Here is an 18,122-nt window from a genome sequence, read left to right as displayed (position 1 = left end):
AATAAAATGATTACAGGCTGCGGTATCGATATCGTAAATGTGGAGCGCTTTTCGGGTTGGTTGGAAAATCCGCCGCTTGTCCGGCGTTTTTTTCATCCGGATGAAAGCCGGTACATAAACGCTTTCGGCAGCCAAAAAGCTGCGGAAAGTTTGGCGGTGAGATTTGCGGCAAAAGAAGCTTTCGGTAAAGCGCTCGGAACGGGTCTTTCCGGATTTAAATTAAGCGATATATGTGTGGATAAGGATGCAGCCGGAAAACCTGTTATGCGGCTTTCCGGAGCGGCTGCGGAACTTTTAAAAAAAAACGGTGCAAACCGCATACATCTTTCCTTATCGCATGAAAAACACTATGCCGTTGCACAAGTTATATTGGAATATGTATAAAACGGGAAGCCGCATATGAGGAGAATAAATGAACCGGTATAAGAAAAAGGAAGAACCTAAAAATCTCGCTATTTCATTTTATTCAAAGCAAAAAATTTTGTGTCCTTTTTGTAAAAAACAATTTGCAAGAGAAGAAATGCTTTCCGGCGGCGGAAGAATGATAGCCGGAGAGTTGACCGATGAGCTTCGCAGAATTTTTGAGCCTTCCGTAAAATTCGGCCCGGTTTATCCGATGATTTATTCGGTTGCCGCCTGCCCGGTGTGTCACGCCGCTTTATTGTGGAGCGATTTTGAACGCTTTGCCGATGAAGAAAGCATAGAAGCCATTCTCGATAATGAAGATGCCCGTAAAAAATCGGTTCAAACCGTATTTCCGTTTTACGATTTAAAACGGGAGCGAACCTTGTTAGACGGTGCTGCGGCCTATTATCTTGCACTGTTATGTTACGAAAAATTATCGCACGCATATTCTCCGACAATAAAAAAAGCGCAAATCAGTTTGCGGCTTGCATGGTTGTCAGGTGATTTAAATAACTTATGCCCGGATCGGGGGTTTGACTATATACAAAGTCGCTTTTACCGTAAAGCTCTGTTTTTATATCAAGAAGCTCTGGACTACGAAATAAACCGTATTGAAAATATTACTGCTATAGGAAATTTCGGCCCGGATATCGATAAAAATTACGGCTACGACGGTGTTGTGTATTTATGTGCACTTTTGGAATATAAATACGGACAGCGTCAAAATCTTAATGAACGTTTGCAAAAGCTGGGAGAATTAAAACGTTCAATTGCCCGTATTTTCGGTTTGGGAAAATCATCCAAAAGCAAACCCGGCCCTCTTTTGGAACACTCGCGCGATTTATATGATAATTTAACGGCAGAATTAAAAGAAGCCAATGTTCTTTCTTTTGACGATGATGATTGATTTTAAAAATATACGGCACAGCTGCTATGCGTAATATTTTACTGACTCTTTCTTACGACGGAACTTTTTTTTGCGGTTGGCAGCGGCAGGAGTACCGAAAAATCTCAAAAGGCGAGGGGAAGACGGAACAAACGCGTTGTACCAAAAAGCTTAGAACGGTTCAGGAAGAAATCGAAAACGCTTTACAAATTGTGCACAAACAGCCTGTCGTTCTTTACGGTTCCGGGCGTACCGATTCGGGGGTGCACGCGGCGGCGCAAGCTGCAAATTTTATTTCACCGATAGACAGTATTCCGCTTGAAAATTATATTCCCGCTTTAAATGCCCGTCTTCCCCGCGATATACGCATACATACGGCGGAAGAAAAACCGCTCAATTTTAATGCCCGTTTTAATGCCGTAAACCGTACGTACCGTTATTTTTTTTACTGCGGAAAAACACCGCCTGCGTGGGAAATGAATTATGTATGGCCCTTATACCGCTATCCGGATGTTGCAAAACTTAATGCAATGTCTTCCTGCCTTCGCGGGGAAACGGATTGTTCGGCTTTTGCCGCCGCCGGAGATAAAAGCGTTTCAAAGTACCGTTTTATAGACCATGCCGTTTTTTTTATGCAGGGAGAAAAGTTGGTGTTTGAAATTTGTGCAAATGCGTTTTTATGGAAAATGGTACGCTCTCTTGCAGGTACGTTTATTGAACTCGAAAAAAAAGGCGGCACTGCCGAAGATTTTTTTTCGGTCCTTAAAGCGGGCGACAGAAAAAAAGCGGGTTTAACCGCTCCTGCGCAGGGACTTTTTTTATGGAACGTGGCATTTAAAGGAAAAAGAGTTTATCCCTAGTTCGTTTTTTTCTTTTTGGCAGTGCCGCTTTTATGTGAAACGGCAACTTCGGAACACAGGGCACAGGTGTTAATTCCCGCAGTTTGTACGCATTTTTCTATTTTTTCAAGTGTTTCATCGCTGAGAATATGCTCCATCAAGCAGGCATCTTTTTCGGCATTTTCACTCGACACTCCCAAATTATTCCGCAAAAAGCTGCTTATCGTATCGTGCTTGTGTTTGATTTCGAGGTATTTTTGCTTACCCAATTCGGTTATAATAATATCACCGTAGGGTTCGTGTTCTATCATCCCCCTGTCTTCAAGCAAATGAAGTGCAACATGAACGGAAGGCTTTGAAAGTTTGAGAGTTGCTGCGATGTCTTTTACCCGCGGAATATTTCCGTCTTGGGCAAGGTTTCCTATTGTTTCAAGGTAATCTTCAAGGCTTTGTGTCATACATATATTATAACAGGCTTATCGGGTCTACGTCAACTTCAATATACAATCCTGCAGCAGGTTTATATGAGGATAAAAAAAAGCGTACGATATGCTGAATATAAACCAACCGTTTTCCGCGCAATAAAAGCTGATAACGATAGTTTGCCGCAATTTTTTCAAGGGGGCATTCGGCAGGCCCTAAAAGCTGCACGTGCTCGGAGGTTAAAGCATCATTGATAATCCGTGCCGCATCTTCGGCTGCATTGTATGCTTTTCGGGGATCTGCAGATCTGAAAACCAAGCGTATCAAGCGGCTGAAGGGCGGAAAAAAAAGTTCTTTACGTACCTGCAATTCCTGTGCGTAAAATTCATCGATATTGCCGCTGCAAGCCAATGCGATAGCGGTTTTATCGGGATTGTATGTTTGTACGATAACTTTTCCATCCGGAAAAAAACGTCCCGCTCTTCCCGCCACCTGCACGATAAGGGAAAACGTTCTCTCCGCCGCACGGAAATCGGGCAAATGTAAGCCCGTATCCGCCATCACAACTCCTACTAGTTGTACGCCCGGAAAGTTTAATCCCTTTGCGACCATTTGTGTTCCCAGTAAAATATCCGCTTTTTTTTCTTTAAAAAGGGTGAGTTTTTCTTCCAATTCTCCGCGATGCTTTAAGCTGTCGCTGTCTGCACGTACAATACGGGCTTCGGGAAATTTTATACGAATTTCTTCTTCGATAAATTCGGTACCGAATCCTGCATACTCAATGTCCAAAGATGCACATTCGGGACACTCTTGCGGCGGTTTTATTGACCAGCCGCAGTAATGGCAGCGTAATATTCGTTCCTTTTTATGATAAGTGAGCGATACGGAGCAGTTTTTGCACATTAAATCAAAACCGCAGGATTTACATCTGAAAAAATGCGTAAAGCCGCGGCGGTTTAAAAATAAAATTACTTGACGGCCGTTTTTGAGTGTTTGCCGTATATTTTCTTCAAGATAAAGTGAAATACAACCGGACGCAGGACTTTTTTTTATTCCGTTTTCCATACGCCCGCTTTCCGTGTGTCCGCTTTCCGAACCGGCGTTTGCTAAGCGGATAAGTTCTACTGTCGGTTCTTTGCCCCCTGCAAGCCGCTTGCTGAGACGGTGCTCTTGTATTTTGCGCTGTTTTATCATGTACCATGCTTCTACCGAAGGTGTTGCACTGCCCATTACGAGCGGAATACGGCATTCGGTACAGCGCTTTATCGCAATTTGACGTGCGGAATATCGCGGCGAATTACTCGATTTATAAGAGCCGTCGTGTTCTTCATCTATAATTATCAAGCCTAAATCCGGAACCGGCGCAAATACTGCGCTGCGCGCACCTATAACCACACGGGCTTTTTTTTGTATTATTCTGCGCCACTGTAAAAGCCTTTGACTTCCGGTAAGGGCCGAATGTAAAACGGCTGCGGTTTCTCCAAAACGGGATATAACGGCTTGCCTTACTTGAGTTGTGAGTCCTATTTCGGGCACAAGGTATATGACTCCCTTGCCTTCGGCCAGTTTTTGTTCCGCAATTTGTAAAAAAACTTCGGTTTTACCCGATCCTGTTGTTCCGTATAAATAATGAAGCGTTTCGTCGCTGCCGAGAATTTCGTCTACGGCATTACGTTGTTCGGCCGAAAGCGTTTTTTTTTCGAATTCTTCGGCTTCGGCTCCGGAAGGAAAAGCCGGTGTTCCGCTTTCTTTTTTTCCGGACGGCAGCATTGCGCTTAAAGCTTCACCGCGCGAGCATAGATAGTATTCTTCCATCCATAAAGCAAGTTGTATTTGTTCTTCCGTAAACAAGGGAAGCGTATCTATAATACGGGTAAGCGGTTTTATTTTTTCTAAGGGAAAATCGACTTTTTCCGGCACCGTTTTGTATGTTTTGACAATAAAGGCGGTCATTTTTCGTTTGCCGAAATTCACTTGAGCGCGTAACCCTGTTTTAGGTACCGTATCGGAAGCATTTCCCTGTTCCCAACGGTAAAAAAACGAATTATTTAAAGGCAGGTTTAAAAAAACTTCAACCCATAACATATGTACGGGATTTTCGGTATCGTTATATGGTATATCAGCCATCGATAAATGTTTCCGTATAGGAGGGATCAAGCTCTAAAAGCCGTGAGCGGAAAAGCTTTAAATCTTCCCATGCCGGCTTTTTTAAAGAAACATCGCGCAAAAGGGCACTCGGATGATAGGTACTCATAAGCGGAATGTTCCGATACGAAAAAAAACGGCCGCGCAGTTTACCTATGCCCTCACTTGTGGCTAAGAGGTTTTGTGCGGCAATGCGTCCTACGGCTAAAATCATTTTCGGCTTTAAGATTTGAATTTGCGCATGTAAAAAAGAAGCGCATGCCTCTGATTCTTCGGGTTTAGGGTCGCGGTTATGCGGCGGCCGGCATTTTACGACATTTCCGATAAAGCAATTTGAATGGCGCGAAAGTTGAATGGCTGCAAGCATTTTATCCAAAAGCTGCCCGGCAGGTCCGACAAAGGGAAGACCCGACCTGTCTTCATCTGCACCCGGTCCTTCACCTATAACCATAACAACCGGATTGGGGCAGCCGAAGCCGGGAACCGTTTTGGTACGCATACGGCACAGTTCGCAGCGAGAACATTGTGCTATTTTTTCGGCAATGTTTTGCATAGAAAAAGCGTTTGTTTCACTTGCGGCTGAATCGGTATTTTCCGGCGTTTCGGTTTTAGAGGCTTGCATTTTACCGTTGACAAAGGCCGAAGGCGCAGTCGAGCGGATTTTTTGAGCATCAAATCGTGTTGTATGCACTCCCGATACCCATGTATCGACAAGATTAAGTACGTCCGTCAAAAGCCGGGCATCGGAAGCGGATAAATTGTGCATGCTCTACTATACCTCGACAAAGCTTTTTTTGCAAGATCGGGGATTAATGTAACATATCGGGCACTGCAGTAGATATTGCAGGTACAAAGGTAACAAGAAGTAAAACTATTATCATTGCAATATAAAAGGGAAGCATACCTTTTGCAGCTTTTTCGATTGATATTTTGCCGATAGCGCAACCCACAAATAATGCGGAACCGACCGGAGGCGTACATAAACCGATAGATAAATTGAGTATAAGCATAATACCGAATTGAATGGGGTCCATACCCAAACTGTTTACCAAAACCGGATACAATATCGGAGTTGTAATAATAATTAAAGGTGCCATATCCATAATGCAGCCTAAGATTAATAACATTACATTAATCAGTAAAAGTAAAACGATTCGATTATGCGATATACCCAACAAAAATGAAGTAACGCTGCCCGGTATTCTCAAAAATGCTAAAAGCCATCCGAATGCATTTGCCGCTGCAATGAGGCTCATTACCATTGCCAATGTTCTGAGTGTATTTAAAAGAATTGCGCCGAATTCTTTTATTTTGATTTCGCGGTATACAAAAAAGGTAATAATAAATGCGTACACACAGGCGACTGCAGCCGATTCCGTTGCGGTAAAAACACCGGAAACAACGCCGCCGATAATAATAATCATAGTCAACAATCCGAGTACTGCATCTTTTGCTATTACTATTCCCTCTTTAAAGCTGAATTTTCGCTCTTTAGGATAATTTCTTTTTACGGCGATAATATAGCTGATAATCATTAATGCAACGCCGAGCATAATACCGGGAACAATACCGCCCATAAACAATTTACCGACCGATACTCCTCCTCCTGCGGCAAGTGAAAATATAATCATATTATGGCTGGGAGGTATGATAACCCCCTGACATGCGCTGGTAACGGTTACACCGACCGAAAAATCATCGTCATATCCTTTTTCTTTCATCATGGGAATTAACATGGTTCCGATAGAAGATACGTCGGCTACCGCAGAACCTGAAATACCCCCGAAAAACATTGACGCCAAACAGTTTACTTGTGCAAGGCCTCCGCGTACCCGTCCGATTAAAACATTTGAAAATAATATCAATCTGCGCGATATACCGCCGCGGCTCATCATTTCGCCTGAAAGGATAAAAAACGGAATAGCTAAAAGAGAAAAAGAATTAACCCCGCCTACCATTCTTTGAACGATTGACATCAGCGGTATTTTTAAATACAAGGCGGTAATGATGGAAGAGGTAAATAAAGTAAAGGTTATGGGTATTCTTAAAATCAATAATAATAGAAAACTCCCTAACAACAGCCATGAAGCTACGGTAAAATCAGGCATCGGAATCTCTCCTATGTCAAATCGAATATTTGACGTTATTTAAAATATAAATCCTATCACGGACATAAATTTATTGTAAAATAAAAGTATCTTAAACTTTTTTTTAAAATACTTTTATAATTACTGTGCAGTATACCAGTTTTTCGCTTGAATATAAGCGCCTCGGTCAATTTTTTTATTCTGATAATAGAGTGTACCATCTGAATCACGATTATACTTACTGAAAAAATCATACCAGATACTCTTGCTCTCTTCTGGCATGTATGTGTGCGGAGTGTTTTTAATAACCGTATATTGTACAAGTGGTATTTTTTGCACTGTATTAAAAATCAAAGTTTGCCATTGACCGTTGTACTGCTCTTCTTTTATAATCAGATTTTCATCAATATCGTTAAAATCATTCCAACTAATGATTGTATTTACAGTATTGTTTCCCTCTATGAGTGCCGCAGTGACAGCAGAATCATATTCTCCAACAATAAACCATATGGGGACCATGTTTTGCGACTTATTCTTATTAGAAGGAGTCATATATCCTACTGGCGCAATAGCCGCAAAAAGATTCGGTTTATCCATACCTAATTGTGCAGCCATCATAGCTCCATTTGAATGGCCTGTTGCATAAATGCGTCCAGTATCGATATTGTACTTTGCTTTGGTCATCTCAATAACATCAGAAATAAAAGAAACGTCAACCGTAGTATCTTTATACATAGAAGCAAATTTCCCTGCTATCCATGCTGCAGCAGGTATGTTCTTAATCATAGGTGTTTCACGGACAAGTGCTTGCATAAACAGTACAATAAGCCCATTTTCTTCTGCAATATCATACCATTGAGATTCTTCTGCAATAGCATACATTGATGCTGTATACCCATGCATAACAACGACTAACGGAGTTTTTTTAGTCGGATTATAGGTTTGTGGAACATAAGTCATCCAGCGACGCTGTTCCCCATTGATTATTTTTTCATATATAGTAAATTTTTTGTCGGTAAAATCTTTTGCTAAGGCCAGGCGACCGCCTCTTTGCATGCCCATAAACCGTTTTGTTTTGGAAAGAAAATTGCTATAAATAACTGACGGTTTCTTTACTTTATTACTAATCCATATCTCAGCTACAGAGGTGGTACTTGTATAAACCGTTTGTGCATGTTTGTTTGATTTAGATTTAACAGCTTTATTTGCTTTGATGTAATACTCCAGTGCTGCTGAATTAGCATTGCTAGAATTAATAAACCAAACCGGGATATTAACACTATTTGCTTTTATTGCCATTTCTTCAATAGCAACAGTAGTATCCGCCGGAAAGGGTAGTACATACTTTTCTCCAGCCAAAGTTAATACCTCTTTATTTATAGAGGTGGCATTAATGGCAGCAATTCCGCTAAACTCAGTTGAACACATGGTGCCAAACAGCAAAGCTGCTGCGCCTCCCTCTGCATATCCTACTAGTGTGGTATGAGATTTGTCCATAGAGAAAGGTGCTACATTCTTAGTACTTTTAGAGCGCATAGTCATATATAACTGCGATAAAATTGCACTGTCATTACGTTCATTTGTGTTACAATTAAGATTCCATTTTTCTCCGTTATGTGGGCAAAGAAATGCAAGAGCGATAAGATTGGTATCTGCAACTTTTTTCCATTCTTGTCCGTCTTTGCTTTCTGCAAATTGTATTGCTGTTGTGTCATTTGGAGTAAGGATAATAACGGCCGGTGTCCATGGTTGTAACCCTTTTGGTAAATAAATAACGGACTCGCCTATTTCATTGTTTGCAGTAATTGTCTGCGTATATTGCCCGACAACGACTCCATTATAAGGCGTATTGGAGTCAAAAACATATTTTGCATCTGCCGCGATACTGAAAGGAAACACTACTAATAGACAAAATAGTAAAACACAGAAAGATTGATTTTTCATAAAACCTCGTTCCTATATTACTTAATTCGGTAAATATTTTATTACACGTTCTTTGTAGCCTAACTGGGTGTCTAAGAAACTAAGTAATATTTCCGGCCAGAACTGCGCAACTGTATAACCGTTTACATAATTTTTAACACCGGTAGATAAACCAAACCCGTGTTTTGCATCCGGTACTACCCAGAAAGAAACATCAGTTTTTAGACTGAGTAAAAACTCAATAGAGGCAGGGATGCTCTTCGAGAAATATTCATCGTTTTGTCCAACTACGGAAAAAATAGGCGGGATATTGATGTTTTTTGAATAATCAAGTCCTTTGTTTACAACTCCGTAAATAGGAACTGCAACAGTAATATCTGCGCTTTCTGCGTCTACTGCGTCACAAATATAGTCACTGTAATACTTGTCCGGTGTTACATGCCCGTATTGTTCAGCAATTGCAGTCATAATATTCATGCCGCCTGCAGAGAATCCGACTGCAATAATTGTATCGGGTTTTCCGATACCCAATTTTTTCGCATTGTAACGAATATAGCGAACTGCTCGTGCAAGATCAAGTACTGCATCAATATCCGCATAAGGTAAAACTCTTCGTTGCAGTACATAGGCATTATAGCCATTGGCACGAAAGAATGCTGCAACGGGGTACCCTTCAACTTGATTACAGCGATGAGTATTTGCTCCTCCGGCAATGATAATCACATTCCCTTTTACATTTTTTTGGTTTTCATTGAGATATGGATTGAGGAATGGCCTAAAACCTTCATTATCATATGATACATCCCAGCCTGCTTTTGGGTAACTCTCACATGCCATTTTTTTCCCCCATATATCCCAAACAGTGTCTTTCGGATTTTTAACAATTTGTATGAGTTTTTCACGTTTTCGTCCTAACTCAATTACTGCATCGTAATCCGCTACCGTTATACCTTTTCGCAGTTTTCGAGAAAGCTTATGAAAGTCAACATAAAATTGTTCAAAGTCACCATTAAAAGCATGCGGGTAGTACGCAAAATTCCGGCAAATCGTTAGCTCTTTACGGGCTAAAGAGGCCACTTTTTCATCGGTTAGCATATTTTCTGCGTTGCATAACAAAGATACGGAAAAAAATAAGCATACTAATATGGAGCTGAATACAATCGATTTTCTTTTTAACATTAGCTTAGTCTCCTTGCAAATCTGAATTATTGTTTAAAGATTTTTTGGTTTTATGCTTTTTAACGAAATGAAGCAGTGCAAATAAAACGACAAATACGGCGCTGACGGGAACAATAAGATATGAAACGGCATTCGACAAACCTGTTGCGGGTAAAACGGAAGAAGCTCCCGCACGTGTCAGTTTTATTCCGTATACAAATAAGATTCCGCCGCAAAAAATCTCTACCGCATATTTTAAAAAGCCCACTACCGATATAATCTTCGAAGGTATTTTTTTCGGTAAAATATTAATACTGATATGTAAATCTTCCTTTACACCGAGGGCAAAAGCAATGAACGTAAACCATATAACGATAATTAATGACGCTTCTTCCGACCAGTATATGCCCGAATTAAAAACATAGCGTAAAACGACGTTTGTAAAAACCAATAAAACCATTACCGTGAGTAAAAAACCGGCAACATAAAGCAAAACGGAGAAAAAAATATCGGAAATTTTTTGTATAAGTTTCATGTTATTCCTAATACTGCAATTTGCAAAAAGGCTGAACAGTATACCTGTCAGCCTTTTTATAAACAATGTTATAATTTTATTTTACCGCTTGAATCTTTTTGATCCACTCTTTTTGTCCTGCGGAAAAGGAATTGTAAAGCGGTGCCATAGCGTTCGAAAATTCCGATTGATTTCTTATTGTGTTGATTTTGCATCCGGCAGCGCGTACTTTATCTTCCGAACGTTTTTCCATATCCGCCCATGCTTTTATTTGGACGGGTGCGGCATCCTTTGCCGCTTGGGCAATCAATTTTTGATCTTCGGCGCTTAATTTATCCATAGTGATTTTCGATGCGATAATCATTTCCGGAACACGGGTGTGCTCATCTATGGAAAAATAACGTGCAACTTCATAATGGCTTGCGGTGTCGTATGAGGGCCAGTTGTTTTCAGCTCCGTCTATAACCCCTGTTTGTAAAGCGCTGTATACGTCTCCGTAAGGCATCGGAGTGGGAACGGCACCTAAAGCTTGAATCATACCCATCATTAAGGCCGATTCCTGTACGCGGATTTTCATACCTTTTAAGTCGGCAACGGTATAGATGGGTTTTTTTGTGTTGTAAAAAGAACGCGCACCGGCATCAAACCAGCATAAACCGACAAAGCCGCTTGATTTTACACTGTTCAAAAAATAATCGCCGATTTCACCGTTTAACACTTTCCACATATGATCCGCATCGCGGAACAAATAGGGAGCTTGTAAAGCATTAATGTCGGGATAAAAGGGTGCTACGGATGAAATTGACGTGCGGACAAAGTCTATACCGCCGAACTGTACTTGTTCTACAACGGATTTTTGATCGCCTAAAACGCCGTTGTTATACACTTCAATAACGATACGTCCGTTTGAGCGTTCTTTTACCAAGCGGGCGAATTCCAAGTCTCCGATAACTGTCGGATAACCGTCGGGATGGTTATCGGCGAGCCGGAGTACTATGTTTTTTCCGCCGCCATTACCGTCTTTGGCTCCTCCGGAAAAACCGAAAACAACTAAAAGCGCACATGCAATAATTAAAATTGTTTTTTTCATAAACAAAACCTCCGTTTTTAGTATAAAGGTAAAAAAAAACGAACACAATAAAAATATCTTGCTATTTAATTCAAAATTTTGTTGCGATATTTAACCGGAGTTATGTTTTTGATTTGTTTAAATACACGGGAAAAATAATTTGAATTGGAAAAACCTACAGCGGCGGCAATTTCTTTTATCGAAAAAGAAGGGTCGGCAAGCATTTTACACGATTCTCTTATTCTGATTTCGGCCAAATAATCCGTAAAGCTTTTTTTCCAATAGAGTTTAAACATTTTACTAAAATAAAAGCTGCTTAATTTTACCCGCTTTGCAATACTTTCCAAATTTAGGGGATACATATATTCCCGTTCCATTATATTCGAGGCGGTTTTAAGCAGTTTTTCCAATCTGGCCGATAATTCGCCGTGCTGTTCGTAGAGATTATATTGTTCGCTGTTTTGTTCCGTTTTAAAAGTATTTTGAAAATACGTATCGAGCATTGCCAATTTTTCCATTTGAGCCGATAATTCTTGTTCTTGCAGCTTTTTTTTATCCAATATATCAATCAACTTTTGAACCAAATCGATAACGTAATTATCCGCTGCCGGTTTTATCAAATATTCTTTTACACCTAAGGATACCGCTTCACGGGCGTAATCGAAATAATCGTATGCGGATAAAAATACGGCAATTTGATCGGGATTTTTTGCTTTTATTTCACGCATAGCTTCGAGTCCGCTTTTCCCCGGCATTTTTATATCGCAAAAAATAATATCCGGCTTAAAACAATCGAATTTAGCAAGCAAGTCAATACCGTTTACCGCTTCGATAACTTCAATTGTTGTAGGGTACTGTGATCCGATAATGTTTCGCAGTGCTTTTCTTTCTATGGACTCATCATCGGCTATAAGCAGTTTATACATGTATCTCCTCCCTCAATGTCCGCATCGGATGGATGGGAATGGAAATTACGGTTAAAGTTCCTCTGCCGGGTTTTGAATAACATTTAAAAGCATATTCGGTACCGTAAAATAAATCCAGTCGAGTCATAATATTACGTACTCCGATACCCGCTTCTGAACCGTCACTTCGTATTTTCGGCGGAATTTCTTGTATGTGGACAAGCGAATACAGCGTTTCTTTATCCATACCGACTCCCGTATCCGCAATTTGTATTCTGCATGTATCGGTACGTTTGCATATGCGCACATAGAGGGTGCCCCCGTTTATACAGGGTTCAAGACCGTGCCGAACGGAATTTTCCGCAAAGGTGAGTACTGCAAACGGCGGTATTTCCACCGATAATATTTCTTCAGGTGCGTCTATTTTAAAACGGATGCGTTTACCGAAGCGTTTTTGCTGTAAATGCATATAATCTTTTAAAGCCGACAATTCGTCTTTTAACGATACGGACTGGCGGTGCGAAAGTAAATTATAGCGCATAAGATTCGATAGTATTAAAATCAAGTTTACGGTTTGAAAAGCTTTTTCTTCTTGCGCTTGTCGGTTTATCGTGTTGAGCGTATTAAATAAAAAATGAGGTTTTATTTGATTTTGAAGGCTCACCAATTGGGCTTCACGCAGGGCCGTTAATGCGCTTTCTTTTTCGATTGCTTCCGCATGAAGCATTGTTTCCAATTTTGATTTCATTTTTAAATCGTCGACCATATCTTTTATATTTCGGCTCATAGTGTTAAAAGCCGATATAACGGTTTCCATTTCTTTGCCGGTTTTAAACGTATTGTCTATCGGAGAAACGGATAAGTCGCCGTCTGCCATACGCAGCGACACTTCAGCCAATTTTGTTATCGGTTTTGAAAGCCGATGGGAAAAAATAACCGAAAAAGAAATCAAAAAGAATAAAAAAAGCGTTAATACCGCTAAAAACATTGTTCGAAAAAAGAAAATATCATTTTCGATTTTTTCACAATATAGATTGTCTTCGGTTAAACGGATACGCTGTAGGTTTGCAATATATCTTTCCATGTAATATTGCATACGTGAAACAGTGTATAATTTTTGAAAAAAATCGGGCGAATGCTTGTTTTGTTCTAAAAAAAGGGATGAACTTAATTGCGTATATGATTCAAGACAGTTTTCCAAAGCTCTTATTTCAAAAAGCGCTTCAATCGACTCGGGAATATGCTGTCGCATTTTCATTAAAACGCGAGTCATTTTATTTTGGCTTTTTTTTACACGCGCAATAATTTCTTTTTCGGACCGTTCTGATTTATAACGTAAAAAGTCATCTATTTCGTTCCCGTAAAACTGTAATTCCGTTAAAAATTCGTTAAGTAAAAAATGTTCTTCCAATATCAATTGAAATTGCTTTGTATACCGGTATGTAACTCCGAAAGAATAGAGTATTACTATAAGCATTACAAAGGTAAGCAGGGCAAAATATAAAATCAGTTTTCTTCGGATGGATAAACCGTACCATATATCGTATAGTTTTTTCATCATGCGTTTCTATTGTATCACAAATTAAAAAATATTGCATGTTGCTTATTGACAGCTGAAAACAGATATCTTATAGTTATTTGTATTGCCGACCGGTGTTCGGTAAAAAACTCTATATGCAGAGGACGGACGGTTACCATGTCATACATTGATGAAAATTTTATGTTAAACGGCAAAGCCGCAAAAAAGCTATATGAAAATTACGGAAAAATGCAGCCGATTTTCGATTATCATTGTCACTTAAGTCCTAAAGAAATATACGAAAATAAAGTTTTTTCGGATATCAGCGAATTATGGCTCGGCGGAGATCATTATAAATGGCGTGCAATGCGTGCAATGGGAGTAAGCGAAGATTGTATAACCGGTTCTGCAAGCTCAAAAGATAAATTTAAAGCATGGGCATATACATTGGAGCATTTAGTAGGCAATCCGCTTTATCATTGGAGTCATTTGGAATTAAAACGATATTTCGGCATTGATGAATTGCTTACAACCGATAATTGGGAAACAATTTATAATAAATGCAATGAAAAAATACAACAGGAATCTTTGAGGCCAAGAACTTTTATCACGCAGTCAAACGTGCGTTTTATTTGTACAACCGACGATCCTATCGATACGTTGGAATATCACTCATTGATTATGCAGGATACCGGTTTTAAAACATGCGTTGTTCCCGGATTCCGTCCCGATAAGGCTTTTAATATCGATGCCGAGCATTTTTGTCGGTATATTCATTCCCTTGAAACCGCCTCCGGCTGTACGATAGGCGACTATCCGTCTTTAATTGCAGCTTTGGAAAATCGGCTTTTGCATTTTAAAAAACTCGGTTCAAACGTTTCCGATCACGGAATAGGAAGTTTGTATGCGGTTGAACCCGATGTGCATGAGGCAAATGCAATACTCTTAAAACGCCTTAGCGGAAATTCCGTAACAAAAGCGGAAAAAGCCCTGTTTCAAACGACAGTGCTGCACGATTTGGGAACACTGTATCATAAACATGCTTTTGTAATGCAAATTCACTTTGGGGCGCTGCGGAATAACAATTCAAAAGCTTTTACACGCTTGGGGGCCGATTCCGGATATGATTCCATAAAAGATCAAAACTGTCTTGCCGGAGCTTTAAACGGTTTTTTGGATAGGTTGGATGCGGCCGGAACACTGCCGAAATGTATATTCTATAATTTAAATCCCGTTTATAACGATCTTATTGATACGACAATTGCTAATTTTCAAACGGAAACGGGCGTTCGGAGCAAAATTCAACACGGTTCGGGGTGGTGGTTTAACGACACAAAGCGCGGCATGATTGATCAAATGGATTCCCTTGCGACACAGGGTGTTTTGATGAATTTTGTCGGAATGCTGACGGATTCGCGCAGTTTTATGTCATACACTCGTCATGAATATTTTAGAAGGATTCTTTGTACATATGTCGGGGAAAAAGTCGACAGCGGAGAATTCCCCGATGATGAAAAATTGTTAAAGAAATTAATAACAAATATTTGTTATGCCAATGCGGCAGAATATTTTAATAAAACAAATTTGGAGGCTTTATAATGGAAATGACATTTCGCTGGTACGGACACGATGATCCGGTAAGTTTGGAATATATAAGACAAATTCCTGCTGTAACTGGAATTGTATCGGCTGTATACGACGTTCCCGTCGGTGAGGTATGGCCGCTTGAGCGTATCGAAAAATTAAAACGCGATGTGGAAGCTCACGGATTAAAACTTTCGGTTATAGAAAGCGTTCCCGTTCATGAGGATATTAAATTGGGAAAACCGTCACGCGACCGCTATATCGAAAATTATGCACAAACTTTGACGCATTTGGGAAAACTCGGCATTCGTGTCGTATGCTACAATTTTATGCCGGTATTCGACTGGACAAGAACAAATTTAAATCATCGTTCCGCCGACGGTTCAACCTCGTTGATTTTTGAAGAAAGTATTATCGAAAAAGCAAATCCCTTAAGCGGTGAATTTTCGCTTCCCGGTTGGGATTCGAGTTATACAAAGGCCGATTTAAAAGATTTGTTTGATGCGTATAAACAGGTGGATGAAGAAAAACTTTGGGAAAACTTAAATTATTTTTTACAGCGTATTATTCCTGCCGCAGAAAAAGCGAATGTAAAAATGGCTATTCATCCCGACGATCCGCCTTATAATATTTTCGGTTTGCCCAGAATTATTACAAGTCAGGAAAATTTGGAGCGTTTTATTTCTTTATACGACAGCCCGCATAACGGCTTAACCATGTGTGCCGGTTCGCTCGGTTGTGTACGGTCAAACGATTTTGTAAAAATGCTCGATTATTTTTGTAAAAAAGACCGTGTAAATTTCGTACATGCCCGCAATATTTTATTGCAAGAGGGACGTTCTTTTGCCGAAACCGCCCATATGAGCAGCTGCGGTTCTCTTGATATGTTTGAACTTATAAATACTTTAAGTAAATACAATTATTCCGGTCCCATCCGTCCCGATCACGGCCGTATGATTTGGGGAGAAACCGGTAAACCCGGCTACGGTTTGTATGACCGCGCTTTGGGAGCATCGTATTTGGCCGGCTTATGGGAAGCCTGTGAAAAAGCAAAAAAAGCGCGTTAAAATTACGGCACATGTAAGAAAAAAGAGGTTTAATTATGGGAAAAAGATTTGAAAATAAGGTAGTTGTTATTACCGGAGCGGGCGGTGTTTTGTGCAATGCATTTGCGGCGGCCTTTGCCGAAGAAGGTGCAAAGGTTGCGTTATTGGACATAAATGAAGAAGCGGTAATGCAAAATGCCCGCATGTTGACTGAAAAAGGCTGCACGGCAAAAGGATATAAAGCGGATGTTTTGGATCAAGAATCTTTAAAACAAACGCGCGAACGGGTTAACGCCGATTTGGGAACATGCGATATTTTAATTAACGGCGCCGGCGGCAATAATAAGCGGGCGACGACTGATAATGAATTTCATGATTTTGATTTACCTGAAGACACAAAAACGTTTTTTGATTTGGATAAATCCGGTTTTGAATTTGTATTTAATTTGAATTTTCTGGGAACGGTAATACCTACGCAAGTTTTTGCCGCAGATATGATGGGTAAAAAAGGAGCAAATATTATTAATATTTCGAGTATGAATGCGTTTACCCCGCTTACAAAAATTCCCGCATATTCCGGCGCAAAGGCGGCCGTTTCCAATTTAACCCAGTGGCTTGCGGTTTATTTTTCCAAAACGGGCATACGCTGTAATGCCATTGCACCGGGATTTTTGGTCAGCAACCAAAACCGCGCCTTATTGTTTGATGCCGACGGTAAGCCGACCGCACGGACGGAAAAGATTTTGCGTAACACGCCCATGGGAAGATTCGGCGAAGCCGACGAATTGCTCGGTGGCTTGTTTTTTTTAGCGGACGAACAACAGTCAAGCTTTGTAAACGGCGTTATTTTGCCCATTGACGGCGGATTCAGCGCATATTCGGGTGTCTAAGCCGCATAAAAGTGCTGTACTCATTAACATTCAAACCCGCAACGGTAGACTGTATATAAAAAGTGTACACGGTTTTTACCCTTGCGGGTTTGTGTTTTTTTCATGCTTACATGCCCTTTTCCCAAATCATTGACTTTTACACTTCATTCCGATAAAATTATTACACTTTGAATACGCTAAAAATGCCGAGAAAAAGTGATGAGGTTATCGAACAGCTTACAGCCTTAATTTTACAGAATGAAATCAAAAGCGGATCGGAAATTACACAGAATGAGCTATCTCAGAGCCTGGGTATTTCCAGAATTCCCGTGCGGGAAGTTCTTATTATTTTAGAATATATCGGACTTATCGAAAAACTGCCCAATCAACATGTGCGAGTAGCTGCAATTAATTTATCATATTTTCAAGAGATTTTTTCAATAGCGGCGGAAATTGAATTGAGAATCTTAGAAAAAAATTTTGAAGATTTTGACTTTTGCGATGAAATGTCTTTTCACCGGAATATCATCCGGCTTTCTGAAAATACTTTTATAAAAAAAATGTTGGATTCGATTTTGAGAATTTTTATTTCTTTTGTACTTAATGATTCCCGGCGTTCGGATATGACGGAATATTTGCAGAAAATAATTATAGACATTAAATCGGGTAGAAAAGATACAGTAAAAGAAAACCTTTTTCTGTATTTTAATGGACTTGCAGAGTCTGCATGGAATATTAGGAATCGCTGAA

General features: G+C 40.1%; 17 protein-coding genes. 7 read left to right on the top strand and 10 right to left on the bottom strand.

Annotation, left to right across the window (positions count from 1 at the left end):
- Positions 1-6 precede the first annotated feature (6 nt).
- The 3 genes from H0R92_RS02030 to truA are packed head-to-tail and all read left to right on the top strand — an operon-like array spanning position 7 to position 2,151.
- A complete protein-coding gene (locus H0R92_RS02030) occupies positions 7-384 on the top strand; it encodes a holo-ACP synthase (RefSeq protein WP_432960659.1) in 378 nt (125 codons plus the stop codon).
- Positions 385-412: 28 nt separating this feature from the next.
- On the top strand, positions 413-1,312 hold the full coding sequence (locus H0R92_RS02025; protein ID WP_432960657.1) for a DUF2225 domain-containing protein: 900 nt from the start codon (positions 413-415) through the stop codon (positions 1,310-1,312).
- Positions 1,313-1,338: 26 nt separating this feature from the next.
- Positions 1,339-2,151 carry a tRNA pseudouridine(38-40) synthase TruA gene (gene truA / locus H0R92_RS02020; protein WP_432960655.1) on the top strand — a complete coding sequence of 271 codons (813 nt, stop codon included), beginning with the start codon at positions 1,339-1,341 and terminating at the stop codon, positions 2,149-2,151.
- Here the strand turns inward: truA and H0R92_RS02015 are convergent.
- The 10 genes from H0R92_RS02015 to H0R92_RS01970 all read right to left on the bottom strand — a co-directional run bounded on the left by H0R92_RS02015 (position 2,148) and on the right by H0R92_RS01970 (position 13,915).
- The gene (locus H0R92_RS02015) at positions 2,148-2,588 is read right to left on the bottom strand and encodes a metal-dependent transcriptional regulator (RefSeq protein ID WP_432960653.1); all 441 of its coding nucleotides are present in this window, start codon (positions 2,586-2,588) and stop codon (positions 2,148-2,150) included. The genes truA and H0R92_RS02015 overlap by 4 nt on opposite strands.
- A gap of 7 nt (positions 2,589-2,595) precedes the next feature.
- On the bottom strand, positions 2,596-4,680 hold the full coding sequence (gene priA / locus H0R92_RS02010; RefSeq protein WP_432960651.1) for a replication restart helicase PriA: 2,085 nt from the start codon (positions 4,678-4,680) through the stop codon (positions 2,596-2,598).
- Positions 4,673-5,464: a uracil-DNA glycosylase gene (locus tag H0R92_RS02005; protein WP_432960649.1), complete on the bottom strand. Its 792-nt coding sequence runs from the start codon at positions 5,462-5,464 to the stop codon at positions 4,673-4,675. The genes priA and H0R92_RS02005 overlap by 8 nt, the downstream gene beginning before the upstream one ends.
- 43 nt (positions 5,465-5,507) lie before the next feature.
- Entirely contained in the window at positions 5,508-6,806 is a 1,299-nt protein-coding gene (locus H0R92_RS02000; protein WP_432960647.1) for a TRAP transporter large permease, read from the bottom strand.
- A 120-nt stretch (positions 6,807-6,926) separates the two neighbouring features.
- The gene (locus H0R92_RS01995) at positions 6,927-8,729 is read right to left on the bottom strand and encodes an alpha/beta hydrolase family esterase (protein WP_432960645.1); all 1,803 of its coding nucleotides are present in this window, start codon (positions 8,727-8,729) and stop codon (positions 6,927-6,929) included.
- Between the two features lie 21 nt (positions 8,730-8,750).
- Positions 8,751-9,887, bottom strand: coding sequence for an alpha/beta hydrolase (locus H0R92_RS01990; protein ID WP_432960643.1), 1,137 nt, complete (start codon positions 9,885-9,887; stop codon positions 8,751-8,753).
- A 4-nt stretch (positions 9,888-9,891) separates the two neighbouring features.
- Positions 9,892-10,401, bottom strand: coding sequence for a TRAP transporter small permease (locus tag H0R92_RS01985; protein WP_432960641.1), 510 nt, complete (start codon positions 10,399-10,401; stop codon positions 9,892-9,894).
- Between the two features lie 76 nt (positions 10,402-10,477).
- Positions 10,478-11,470: a TRAP transporter substrate-binding protein gene (locus tag H0R92_RS01980; protein WP_432960639.1), complete on the bottom strand. Its 993-nt coding sequence runs from the start codon at positions 11,468-11,470 to the stop codon at positions 10,478-10,480.
- 65 nt (positions 11,471-11,535) lie between these two features.
- Positions 11,536-12,375 (bottom strand): response regulator transcription factor, encoded by an 840-nt coding sequence (locus tag H0R92_RS01975; RefSeq protein WP_432960637.1) that lies wholly within the window; start codon positions 12,373-12,375, stop codon positions 11,536-11,538.
- The gene (locus H0R92_RS01970) at positions 12,368-13,915 is read right to left on the bottom strand and encodes a sensor histidine kinase (protein WP_432960635.1); all 1,548 of its coding nucleotides are present in this window, start codon (positions 13,913-13,915) and stop codon (positions 12,368-12,370) included. Before H0R92_RS01970 ends, H0R92_RS01975 begins: the two co-directional genes overlap by 8 nt.
- A 135-nt stretch (positions 13,916-14,050) precedes the next feature.
- Between H0R92_RS01970 and uxaC the strand changes: the two genes are divergently transcribed.
- The 4 genes from uxaC to H0R92_RS01950 all read left to right on the top strand — a co-directional run bounded on the left by uxaC (position 14,051) and on the right by H0R92_RS01950 (position 18,121).
- Positions 14,051-15,472, top strand: a complete 1,422-nt coding sequence (gene uxaC / locus H0R92_RS01965) for a glucuronate isomerase (RefSeq protein ID WP_432960633.1) — start codon at positions 14,051-14,053, stop codon at positions 15,470-15,472.
- The gene (gene uxuA / locus H0R92_RS01960) at positions 15,472-16,524 is read left to right on the top strand and encodes a mannonate dehydratase (RefSeq protein WP_432960631.1); all 1,053 of its coding nucleotides are present in this window, start codon (positions 15,472-15,474) and stop codon (positions 16,522-16,524) included. Before uxaC ends, uxuA begins: the two co-directional genes overlap by 1 nt.
- Before the next feature lie 35 nt (positions 16,525-16,559).
- Positions 16,560-17,393: an SDR family oxidoreductase gene (locus H0R92_RS01955; RefSeq protein ID WP_432960629.1), complete on the top strand. Its 834-nt coding sequence runs from the start codon at positions 16,560-16,562 to the stop codon at positions 17,391-17,393.
- Between the two features lie 182 nt (positions 17,394-17,575).
- The gene (locus H0R92_RS01950) at positions 17,576-18,121 is read left to right on the top strand and encodes a GntR family transcriptional regulator (protein WP_432960627.1); all 546 of its coding nucleotides are present in this window, start codon (positions 17,576-17,578) and stop codon (positions 18,119-18,121) included.
- Position 18,122 lies beyond the last annotated feature (1 nt).

The sequence above is a fragment of the Treponema sp. OMZ 840 genome, assembly GCF_050937815.1.
In the GTDB taxonomy this organism is placed as follows: Bacteria; Spirochaetota; Spirochaetia; order Treponematales; family Treponemataceae; genus Treponema_C.
The sequence above is the reverse complement of the archived record's forward strand: the minus strand, read 5'-3'. Positions and strand labels throughout refer to the sequence as shown.